Consider the following 10,306-nt stretch of genomic DNA (forward strand, 5'->3'; position numbering starts at 1 on the left):
TCAGCGCTCCCCGGTTACGCGTTTGCGGATCGCGTTGTTGAACAGAACGGCGATCAGCAGCATCGCCCCCAGGAACACCTGGAACCAGTCCTGATCGAAATCGGTATAGGTCAGGCCGATGACCACCATGCCGAAGATAATCGCCCCGAAGAACGCTCCGATGGCCGAGCCATACCCGCCGGTCAGCAGACAGCCGCCGATCACCGCGGCGATGATCGCCTCGAATTCCTTCTGGAAGCCGCGCCGCGCATCGGTCGAGCCTGCGTCGATTACGGTGATGATCGCCACCAGCGCAGCGCAGCAGGCGGTCAACATGAACAGGGATATCTTGACCCTGTTCACCGGTACGCCCGAGTTCGATGCGGCAACCCGATCGCCGCCCGAGGCGAAGATCCAGTTGCCGGCCGGAGTGCGCAGCAGAACATAGGTGGCGGCGATGGCGAAGGCCACGAACCACAGGATTTCAACCGGGACACCCGGCACTTTGGGCGCGCCGCTTTTGAAAGTGTCGATCAAGCCCTTTTCGGCCAGCCAGGTAAACAGGCTGCCGAAGGCTTCGCCGGAAAAGAACGGCGCGAGCCAGTCATTTTCGACCTGGTCGCGCACGCCGCGCAGCTGGGTCGACCCGCCAGTGGCGGCTTTGAGCCCCACCAGGGACAGACCACGCAGAATGAACAGAAACGCCAGCGTCACGATGAAGGATGGCAGACCCGAGCGGATGACGATGGTGCCGTTGACTGCCCCGACAAAGGCCGCAAAGGCGAAGGTCATCGGGATCGCGGCGGCAAGGGGCAGTTGCCAAGTCACCACGCAGACCCCGAAGAACAGGCCGGCAAAGGCCACCATGGACCCAATCGACAGGTCAAACTCGCCCCCGATCATCAGCAGCGCCGCGCCGATGGCCAGAATACCCAGTTGGGCGGCCGGGGTCATGAAGTTCATGATGCCGGCAAGCGTGAACATCGATTCATCGGCCGTGATGGCGAAGAAGATGAAGACAAGGATCGCCCCTGCAATGGCCCCCAGTTCGGGCCGCTTCATCAGCTTGGTCAGGAACGGTTCCTTTTTGATCCGTTCGTCCACCGCCACTTGTGCAGACTCGGTCATGGTTTCCTCCCGTTTGGCAGGGCGGCGCCCTAACGCCGCCCCGATTTTCAGCCCGCCGGTATCAGCGGATGCCCTGAGCTGACAGCTCGACCACCTGACCGGCCTTGTCGGCGGTGATCAGGTTCGGACCGGAAGGCACGTTGCCGCCCGGCATCAGACCGTACTTGGCGTTCAGCGCCATGAATACGACCGGCAGATAACCCTGCAGATACTGCTGCTGGTCCACCGCAAAGGCCGCGTCACCGTCGACGATCGATTGCAGGAAGTTGGCCGACAGGTCGAACGAGGCCACGTTCACGTCGCGCCCCGACCCTTTGACGGCGGCCACGGCGGGCTCACCGGCCGAGCTTGCGCCCAGCGCCATCACGGTATCGACGCTTTCATCCGCAGCCAGAGCCGCCGACACTTTCGACTCGATCTCGGACGGGTCGTTCGACGTGGGCAGAACGGTCACGTTGCCACCAAAGCCCTCGGTGAAACCGGCGCAGCGCAGGTCCAGCGCGACGTTGCCGACTTCGTGGTTCACACAGATCGCATTCTTGCCGCCCATTTCGGCCAGCTTCTCACCGGCGGCCTTACCGGCGTCGAACTCATCCTGGCCGACATGCAGCGCCGCGCCCAGCTCCTTGGACACGTCCGAGCCCGAGTTCATCGAGATCACCGGGATGCCCGCGGCAACCGCGCGTTCGATCGAGGGGCCAAGCGCGTCGGCATCCGGGATCGAAACGATCAGCCCGTCGGGTTCCTGGTTCACGGCGGCGTCGATCAGCTGCGACATGGCGACCATGTCGAAAGTTTCGGGCGCGCGGTATTCGACGTTCACGCCCATGTCCTTGCCGGCCTGCTCGACGCCGTTCTTGACCACGTTCCAGAACGCGTCATTCGCCTGGCCGTGCGACACGACCACGATATCCTGCGCAAAGGCCGGAGTGGCCAGCGCCAACGCGCCGGCGGCGAGCGCCCCTTTGAAAAATTTGTTCATTACGTTTCCTCCCACTAGGACAGATCATTTCCTTGTCCGGGTCTCAGGACCCTTTCATTCGACCGAGGCCGAATCTCTGCCGTCCCGTAGCGCTACGAGACCATTTCAGTTTCCGCATCTGGCGTCATTTTGCAACCGGTTTCAAAAATTCCTCCAATCGGACCGGCGCGCCGGTCCGCGCCGAGCGGGTCGCGGCCTCGGCCATCGCCAGCGCGGCGACCCCGTCTCCCAGGGTGACCGGCACCTGGCTTCCGGTGGTAATCGCCGTCACGAACGCATCCCATTCGGCGCGATACGCCGCCATGTAGCGTTCGAGAAAGAAATAGGTCGGTTTGGCACTGAGGACCGCATCGGCGGTTGATTTGACGACCGTGTGTTCCAGAACGTTCTGCGCCTGCAGCAATCCGCCCGAGCCCAGAATTTCAACGCGCTGGTCATACCCATAGACCGCGCGGCGCGAATTCTTGATGACCGCGATCCGCCCATCCGCATAGGTCATGGTGACGACAGCGGTATCGACATCACCGGCGGCGGCGATTTCCGGGTCGACGACCGAGGTTCCGACCGCCGAGATGGTGTCGGGCAACGCACCCATCATGTAGTTGGACAGGTCGAAATCGTGGATCATCATGTCCCGGAACAGCCCGCCAGACACTTTGATGTAGCTGACCGGCGGCGGCGCCGGATCGAACGAGGTCACGGCCAGCAGTTCGGGCGCACCGATCTCGCCGTCCTGCAACGCGACCTTGAGAGTCGCGAAATTCGGGTCGAACCGGCGGTTGAACCCGATCATGACGGGTTGCCCGTTCTGCGCGGCGACGCGCTGACAGGCCATGGCGCGGGCCAGGTCAAGGTCCACCGGCTTCTCGCACAGCACCGCCTTTCCCGCAGCGGTTGCGGCCTCGATCAGGCCCGAATGGGTATCGGTCGGCGTCGCGATCAGGACCGCGTCGATCTGCGGGTCCGCGATGATGTCGTCCGAACGGCGCATGTCGGCACGATGGGCCGCGGCCAATGTTCGGGCGTTGTCCTCGATTGCATCCGAAACCGCGGACAGGACACTGTTCGGGTGCTGCGAGATCGTCCGCGCATGAACCTGCCCGATACGACCCGCCCCAAGCAATCCGACCCTGAGCATTTCGATCCCCCCAGATTAGAAATCTGAGGGGACCATGTTATTTTTTGCAACCGGTTGCAAGCCTTTTCTTCGGGGTAGCGTGCCACAAGTCACGGCGGCAACCGGACAAGCGCCAGGCGCGCTGTTGCAATACAGCCTACCGCGACAGACAGTCGGCCAAAGTCTGCGCCATGTAGCGGATCGTCTGCGGATACAGATCTGCGCCCGGCTCAAGATTCGCCCCCAGCGGGTCTATGACAGCAGTCTCGGCCGTTGACCCCTCCAAAACGGTTGCGACGAGACCTGGGTTGAATTGCGGCTCGGTCAACACGCAATCGACGCCTTCGTCACGAATGCGCGCCCGGATTTCCGCAAGTCGCGCCGGCGACGGGCCGGTCGCGTCGCTGATCGAGATCGCACCGGAGGCCGGGAAATCGAACGCGTGCTCGAAATACTGATAGGCATCGTGGAACACGACGAACCGCCCGCCCCGGACCGGCGCAAGCATGGTGGTCAGTTCATCGGTTAGAGCCGACAGATCCTCTTGCGCAGCTGCGGCGTTGGCGTAGTAGGTGCCTGCATTCTCGGGATCGGCCGCCGAAAGCTGTGCTGCGATCAAGGTCAGCCAGTTTTGGGCGTTTTGCGGCGACAGCCAGGCGTGCGGATCATGCGCGCCATGTGCATGACGATGTTGGTCCGCGTGGTCATCGTCATGCTCGCCCTCGTGGCCATGGGCGTCATGGTCGTCGTGCTCATGATTGTCGTGATCCGCATGGTCGTGCCCTTCATGGTCAGCATGATCATCGTGATCGGCATGACCATCATGGTCGTGTGCTTCGAACAAAGCCCCTTCGCGGATGTCCAAAAGATGCGTGCTATCGGACTCCAGCAGGATGGTCACGGTCGCCCCGCCCGCCAGCGAATCGATCGCACCTTCCAACCAGGGGGTCAGATCTTTTCCCATCCAGAACACCAGATCGGCCTCTTGCAGCGCGGCGGCTTCGGACGGACGCAGATTGTATTCATGGGGCGAAGCGGTGGGCGGCACGATCAGATCAGGGCTGCCCACCCCGGCCATGACCCGCACCACCAGCGAATGGACCGGCGCAATATCGACAGCCACGCGGGGCACATCTGCTATGGCCGCGCCCCCGAGCAAGACCGCGGCGATCGTTTTCAAGACAAGCGTTCTGGACATCGGACTCTCTGTGTGATTTTATAACATAGCGAGCGACATACATGATATGAAATAACATGACAAGTGATCCGCAATCCCTGCCGTCCGACCACACGGCCCCGGTCGGCTTTCGTGCACATGACCATGACAGTTGCGTTGAAACGGCCCTAGCCGCGGCCGAAGCACGGTGCAAGGAACGTGGGCTGCGCCTGACCCCGGTCCGGCGCAAGGTGCTTGAGATGTTGTTGCAGGAACATCGCGCGATGGGCGCCTATGCCATTCTGGATCGCCTGCGCGAAGCGGGATTCGGCTCTCAGCCACCTGTGGCCTATCGGGCGCTGGAATTCCTTGTCAAAAACGAGTTTGCCCACAAGATCGAGCGCCTCAACGCGTTTGTCGCCTGCTCGCATCCCGGGGCCACCCATTCGCCGGCCTTCATGATCTGTCGAAAATGCGATGCGGTCGCCGAGGCACAGGCGGCAACGGCAAAGGGAGGTTTGGGCGCCGCCGCCCGCGCGGCAGGGTTCGAAATCGAACGCACCGTGGTGGAAGCCGAAGGCTTGTGCCCGGATTGTACCAAAAAGGCCCAATAATGCCCCTCGTAACCGTTGAACACCTCAGCCTGCGCTACGGCGCCAACACCGTTCTGCGCGACGTGGACATGGTGATCGAACCGGGCGAGATCGTCACTATCGTCGGCCCCAACGGGTCGGGCAAGACCAGCCTGTTGCGGGCCGTTATCGGCGCGGAGAAACCAAGCTCCGGCCGGGTAATCCGCAAGCCCGGCCTCAAGCTTGGCTATGTGCCACAAAAGCTGCATATCGACCCGACACTGCCGATCTCGGTCGAACGGTTCATGCGCCTGACCCACCCGGTGACGCACAAAGACTGCGTCGCGGCCCTGAACCGCGCCGGTGCGCCCGACCTGATGAAGCGCCAGATGTCGCAGCTGTCCGGCGGGCAGTTTCAGAGGGTTCTGCTGGCGCGCGCGCTAATCGACCAGCCCGATCTCCTTTTGCTTGACGAAGCGACCCAGGGCCTGGACCAACCCGGCTCGGCCGCCTTCTATCGTCAGATCGAGGAGGTTCGTAGGGAAACCGGCTGCGCCATTTTGATGGTCAGTCACGAGTTGCACGTGGTCATGAGCGCCTCGGACCGGGTCATCTGTCTCAATGGGCACGTGTGCTGCGCGGGCTCTCCGGCGGTGGTGGCCTCGGCACCGGAATACCGGGCACTGTTCGGAACGGGCACCGGCGGCGCGCTGGCCTTGTACCGCCACGACCATGACCACGCCCATGACCAATGCGACACCACGCGAGAAGCTGCTGAATGATGCTCGATGATTTCATGATGCGCGCCACGCTCGCGGGGGTAGGCGTCGCCTTTGCCGCGGCCCCTTTGGGATGTTTCGTCGTCTGGCGCCGTATGGCCTATTTTGGGGATGCGACCGCCCATGCCGCGATTCTGGGCGTGGCGCTTTCATTGGCATTTCAGATGTCGGTCTTCACCGGCGCCCTGGTCGTTGCTCTGCTGATGGCCCTGACGGTCACCATGCTGTCACGGCGCGGCTACGCGATGGATACGTTGCTGGGCGTCATGGCTCACTCGGCGCTGGCTTTCGGGTTGGTGGCGGTGTCCTTCCTGTCCGGCGTACGAATCGACCTCATGGCGTATCTCTTCGGCGACATCCTGGCAGTGTCGCCCGCGGATCTGGCCGTGATCTGGGGCGGGGCCGCTCTTGTCATCGCGCTGATCGGCTGGCGCTGGTCGCGGTTGCTGACGGCGACATTGAACGAGGATCTGGCCTATGCCAGCGGATTCGACCCAAGGAAGGAACAACTGATTCTGACGATTGCTCTGGCCGTGACGGTGGCGGTTGCCATCAAGGTCGTTGGCGTGCTGTTGATCGCAGCGATGTTGATCGTTCCGGCCGCTGCCGCCCGCAACCTTGCGCGTTCGCCTGAAACCATGGCCTTGACCGCAGCGGCCATTGGTGGGGCGTCAGCAGTTGCCGGACTTCGTGCCGCCTATGTGGCGGACACGCCGGCAGGCCCGACGATCGTCTGTGTGGCAGCCCTCGTTTTTGCTTGCCTGAGCTTGTTCGCACCGAGCGTTCAGGGCCGCCGCTAGGATCCCGAGTCCCTACAGGTCTTTTCGTTTGAGGCCGATCCGACCGCCTTGGCGTGCCACTTCGTGGTTCCGGTTTGATTGTTAGTTCATCGTGGGCCTTGCGACCATCGGGACGACGCTTTGGGGCGCGGCTGGGCGTTAGCCCAATGCGCTGTGCGGCCTGACGGTGTTGTAGTGTGTGCGCCAATGCTCGATCAGGATTTAAGCTGCCCGAAAGGTGGAGAACAACTCGCCATTCAGCAGCTCCTCCCGGAACCGCGCGTTGAAGCTTTCACAGTATCCGGTTTCCCAGGGTGATCCCGGCTCGAAATAGGTCGCCGTTGCCTGGACCGCAGCGATCCAGTTCCGCACCTTCTGCGCGATAAGTTCCGAGCCATTGTCAGATCTTGTATATTGGGGCGGTCCGCGCAGTATGAAAAGGTCCTTCAGCGCATCCAGTACGTCCGTGGGGTTGAGTTTGCGATCGACGCGGATCATAGCGCCCGTATTGATCGGCGAACTCGATGATGTCGTCCGTTAGAAGTTGCTCATCGGCACGGCCATGGGACACTTCGCGCTGGGTGGATCGGTGCTGACCGAGCGTGCGACAGGCGCGGCGCTCAGACACGCCAAGCTCCCGCCGCACATGGTCGATGCATTTCCGACGACGCGAAGGCCGCAGAAGTTTCCCTTCGCAACTTCCGTCAGAACGAGCTTGTCCAGCGTCAGGACGGATATTTGCCAAGAGGGTACACGTGATCCGCCGCGAAACCCTCTATGAGCATTTCCTCTGTCCCGTGTCGCGTCGTCGCCGCTGAGAGGCCTCGGGGCTGAACGTAATTGATTGAACTCTTTGGGTAGCGGAGGGATGCGCTTTCAGCGCCATGTCACATATGAAAGCCGCGCTGAGTGCGGTGCGAGCGTATTGTAATATATGTTGGAATTTGGTTGCGGGGAGAGGATTTGGCCCATACCGAACGTTAACGGAACTATTAATCTAAGAAGCCATCTCTACGCATTCCCTGTCTGTTTGAAATAATGGCCGTTTTGGACTAAAAAGTGACAATCAAGAAACCCGTTTCAAGGTCCGCACTGAGCCCTTACGGACATGATCCAGCTCTGACGCTCGCAGATGCGGCGTAAAATCGACTGAAGCTTTCAGCTGCGCCGCAAAAAATGCGGTCGTTCATGATGACCGCACCGAGTTCCCGGGCATCAATGTCCGAGTTTCGGACCAAACGGACCTTCATCCATTCCGTCTCAATCGGCGCGATAGCGGCTCAAACTGGTCATTGATTTCAGGCGCAGAGAAGTTCCGTTTCGAGCCCTTTTGTGACCGATGCTGCGCCACGCACTAAGGTCTGAGATGGGTCTATTTTGTTGAAAAACTTGCCCTTGATCGGAACCGAAGTCGCTGATTCAATTTCCGTGTTAGATGGGGGATTGAACGATGATGGGACCGAGGCAGGAAGCGCAGGCATCACTGTTCTATGAGTTCTCACTCGAAGATCACGTGCCTCAGGGCCATTTGTTGCGGTCGATTGACCAGTTTGCCGATCTGAGCAGCATCCACGCCCACCTGGCGGATTGGCTTTTCACACGCCGTTCGCGGTGGCCCGCCAATGCTGCAGAAGAAAAGAATGAGGTCACTCAGGTGCAGTGCAGCTTTTCTTCTCAAGACAACGGTTGTGGTGTATGGCGATTTCTCAAGTCGATCACATCCCCAAGAGCACGCGGGCAGCTCGGGCCAGCACCATCGGGTCGAGGTCAGTGCGTGCCACTGCCGGCGGCGGGTCCACCCGCCCTGTCAAGCTCGACACGGCAGCGCGCGCGGAGCGCACAGAATACTCCACTGTGAAAACGCAATCCCGTGGCAGCTCGCAATATTGCCCGATCACCGCAAAGTTCCGCGCGCCAATCGGGCGCACATCGGGACGATCTCCTGGGCGACGCGGCATGAACTGGCTGGTAATGAACGGCATCCGACAGGGCAGTACGCGCGCGCCATCGAACCATGCCTTTTGCGCATTGTTCAGCCTCAGATGACAGGAGAGCTCGGAGATGATCTCATCACCCGTGGCCTCCCACATGGGTTTGTGTACGAAATCGCCGGAACGTTCACCCCGCAGCCCATAGCCCCAGAACGTGTATGTGCCATGTTTCTGACCGCGAAAGTGGGGCTGGTGAAAGAGCACGATGGAAAGGGTCCAGGCAGAATCGGCAAAGGTGACAAGTCCTCCGGTTCCGGTCCGATTGTTGGTGTAATCCTCCATGAACTCAAAGAAATCCGGACCATCCAGGGTGGCGGTGAAGGAATGCCACGCGGTCTTGCCGGTGTCGCTGCAGAACGCCTCGGGATGGCCAAAGCCTTCATGTTGCGCCGCGAGCTTGCGCCAAAGCAACCAGGCGCCGCCCTCTCTATCCTCCAAGGATGGTGCGCGGTTATTTGAACCCATGACAGACGAGTCAGTCATGGAGCCGAGAGTCAGATAGACGCGATCAGATTCGGTTATCGGTGCCGTAGTGCCATCCGCAAACTCCAGAGCGGTGACGCGGCGGTCCCGCCTTGCACCCTCAATCCTCACATCGACGACCTGCGCGCCGATGGCGATATGAACCCCCCTGTCTTGCAACCAGGTCACGATAGGTGCAATCAGCGAGTCGTACTGATTGTACCGAGTGCGCAAGATCCCGGAGATCCGGGTGAAGCCGGGAAACAGGTGGATGAACCGCCGCAAGTAGCGCCGCATCTCGCTTAGCGCGTGCCAAGGCTGAAACGAGAACATGGTGGACCACATCAGCCAGAAATTGCTTTCAAAGAAGGATGGCTTGAACCAGTCGTCGATTCTCTGGGAGCCCAGGCTGCGTTCCGAATGCAAGATCAGACGGTTGATATCGATGATGTCACGGGCTTCGAGCGTAAGGTCGTAGCGATCCGCAGCCGGTTTTCCGTCACGCACAAGGCGGCAGTTGGAGGATCCTGTCACCATGCCATTGAAAGCCAAGATGTCCTCGGTGACGGAGACGTTGGGGTCGTCCACTGAAGGAATGGTGTTCAGAAGGTCAAAGGTGCAAACGAAATGCTCTTCGAACATCCGACCGCCGCGGATCAGGTATCCATCCGCAGCGTTACCAGACCCGTCGAGAGACCCCCCGGTTACGTCGAGCTGTTCATAAATTCGGACTCTTTCGCCTTCGACACCCGCGTCCCGGACAAGGAATACGGCCGCTGCCAACCCGGCAATACCGCCACCCACAATATGGTGCTCTACATGTGGTACGTCGGCTGGCATGGCGTATGGCCCTTTCGTTGTGGACAATGCTCTTGTGGCACAGTTCCCGTGGCATGGCGTTGTCCCAAATCAAGGCAAGGCGCCTTGAAGCAAGCAGGCGCAGCGAAAGTCCCCTATCCGGAACTTAGTTCCCTTTCTCGTGTGATGCAGCATCCGCTTTGGGTTCGAAGCAGTCGTTGCTTGAGTTCAACTTAATGTCTGCTCTGCGGGCGATACAGACTTAGAATGTCTCTGTCGCTACGCGGTATGTGTGCACCTTAGAAGGGTCGAGCAGACCTTACATCACAGTGAGTGGTTTTGCGACGGGCAGGTCTAATCTTTGAGGAGCGGAGGGATGCGCTTTCAGCGCCATGTCGCATATGAAAGCCGCGCTGAGGGCGGTGCGAGGGTATTGTAATATATGTTGGAATTTGGTTGCGGGGAGAGGATTTGAACCTCTGACCTTCAGGTTATGAGCCTGACGAGCTACCTGGCTGCTCCACCCCGCGCCATTTTTTTGGCGTTCGGCCTGCAGAGATTTT

At 60.5% G+C, this 10,306-nt stretch carries 8 protein-coding genes, 1 tRNA gene and 2 pseudogenes; 4 read left to right on the forward strand and 7 right to left on the reverse strand.

Annotation, left to right across the window (positions count from 1 at the left end):
- The 4 genes from AC2FMM_RS13980 to AC2FMM_RS13995 all read right to left on the reverse strand — a co-directional run bounded on the left by AC2FMM_RS13980 (position 1) and on the right by AC2FMM_RS13995 (position 4,404).
- Complete coding sequence (locus AC2FMM_RS13980) at positions 1–1,107, reverse strand: ABC transporter permease (protein WP_496680574.1); 1,107 nt, start codon at positions 1,105–1,107, stop codon at positions 1–3.
- 61 nt (positions 1,108–1,168) lie between these two features.
- The gene (locus tag AC2FMM_RS13985) at positions 1,169–2,089 is read right to left on the reverse strand and encodes a sugar ABC transporter substrate-binding protein (RefSeq protein WP_496680575.1); all 921 of its coding nucleotides are present in this window, start codon (positions 2,087–2,089) and stop codon (positions 1,169–1,171) included.
- A gap of 124 nt (positions 2,090–2,213) precedes the next feature.
- Positions 2,214–3,227 carry an inositol 2-dehydrogenase gene (iolG, locus tag AC2FMM_RS13990; protein WP_496796880.1) on the reverse strand — a complete coding sequence of 338 codons (1,014 nt, stop codon included), beginning with the start codon at positions 3,225–3,227 and terminating at the stop codon, positions 2,214–2,216.
- 136 nt (positions 3,228–3,363) lie between these two features.
- The gene (locus AC2FMM_RS13995; protein ID WP_496796881.1) at positions 3,364–4,404 is read right to left on the reverse strand and encodes a zinc ABC transporter substrate-binding protein; all 1,041 of its coding nucleotides are present in this window, start codon (positions 4,402–4,404) and stop codon (positions 3,364–3,366) included.
- Positions 4,405–4,460: 56 nt separating this feature from the next.
- Here AC2FMM_RS13995 and AC2FMM_RS14000 point away from each other — a divergent pair, with 56 nt between their 5' ends.
- Genes AC2FMM_RS14000 through AC2FMM_RS14010 form a run of 3 tightly spaced genes read left to right on the forward strand, consistent with a single transcriptional unit; the run spans position 4,461 to position 6,513 of the window.
- Positions 4,461–4,976, forward strand: a complete 516-nt coding sequence (locus AC2FMM_RS14000) for a transcriptional repressor (RefSeq protein WP_496796882.1) — start codon at positions 4,461–4,463, stop codon at positions 4,974–4,976.
- Positions 4,976–5,716, forward strand: coding sequence for an ATP-binding cassette domain-containing protein (locus AC2FMM_RS14005; RefSeq protein WP_496687417.1), 741 nt, complete (start codon positions 4,976–4,978; stop codon positions 5,714–5,716). Before AC2FMM_RS14000 ends, AC2FMM_RS14005 begins: the two co-directional genes overlap by 1 nt.
- On the forward strand, positions 5,716–6,513 hold the full coding sequence (locus AC2FMM_RS14010) for a metal ABC transporter permease (protein ID WP_496796883.1): 798 nt from the start codon (positions 5,716–5,718) through the stop codon (positions 6,511–6,513). The genes AC2FMM_RS14005 and AC2FMM_RS14010 overlap by 1 nt, the downstream gene beginning before the upstream one ends.
- A 138-nt stretch (positions 6,514–6,651) precedes the next feature.
- Here AC2FMM_RS14010 and AC2FMM_RS14015 read toward each other — a convergent pair.
- Positions 6,652–7,230: pseudogene (locus AC2FMM_RS14015) on the reverse strand (integrase core domain-containing protein); the annotation flags it as partial.
- A gap of 712 nt (positions 7,231–7,942) precedes the next feature.
- On the opposite strand from AC2FMM_RS14015, the pseudogene AC2FMM_RS14020 reads away from it, so the two are divergent.
- Positions 7,943–8,083: pseudogene (locus AC2FMM_RS14020) on the forward strand (IS5/IS1182 family transposase); the annotation flags it as partial.
- Positions 8,084–8,207: 124 nt separating this feature from the next.
- Here the strand turns inward: AC2FMM_RS14020 and AC2FMM_RS14025 are convergent.
- On the reverse strand, positions 8,208–9,785 hold the full coding sequence (locus AC2FMM_RS14025) for an oleate hydratase (protein ID WP_496796884.1): 1,578 nt from the start codon (positions 9,783–9,785) through the stop codon (positions 8,208–8,210).
- Positions 9,786–10,196: 411 nt separating this feature from the next.
- Positions 10,197–10,273 (reverse strand) — tRNA-Met (locus AC2FMM_RS14030).
- Positions 10,274–10,306 lie beyond the last annotated feature (33 nt).

The organism is Ruegeria sp. BHSC043, assembly GCF_059612985.1.

Coding starts and splice junctions, on each gene's coding strand:
- AC2FMM_RS13980 (WP_496680574.1), bottom strand. CDS start 1,107: ATGACCGAGTCTGCACAAGTGGCGGTGGACGAACGGATCAAAAAGGAA.
- AC2FMM_RS13985 (WP_496680575.1), bottom strand. CDS start 2,089: ATGAACAAATTTTTCAAAGGGGCGCTCGCCGCCGGCGCGTTGGCGCTG.
- iolG (WP_496796880.1), bottom strand. CDS start 3,227: ATGCTCAGGGTCGGATTGCTTGGGGCGGGTCGTATCGGGCAGGTTCAT.
- AC2FMM_RS13995 (WP_496796881.1), bottom strand. CDS start 4,404: ATGTCCAGAACGCTTGTCTTGAAAACGATCGCCGCGGTCTTGCTCGGG.
- AC2FMM_RS14000 (WP_496796882.1), top strand. CDS start 4,461: ATGACAAGTGATCCGCAATCCCTGCCGTCCGACCACACGGCCCCGGTC.
- AC2FMM_RS14005 (WP_496687417.1), top strand. CDS start 4,976: ATGCCCCTCGTAACCGTTGAACACCTCAGCCTGCGCTACGGCGCCAAC.
- AC2FMM_RS14010 (WP_496796883.1), top strand. CDS start 5,716: ATGCTCGATGATTTCATGATGCGCGCCACGCTCGCGGGGGTAGGCGTC.
- AC2FMM_RS14025 (WP_496796884.1), bottom strand. CDS start 9,785: ATGCCAGCCGACGTACCACATGTAGAGCACCATATTGTGGGTGGCGGT.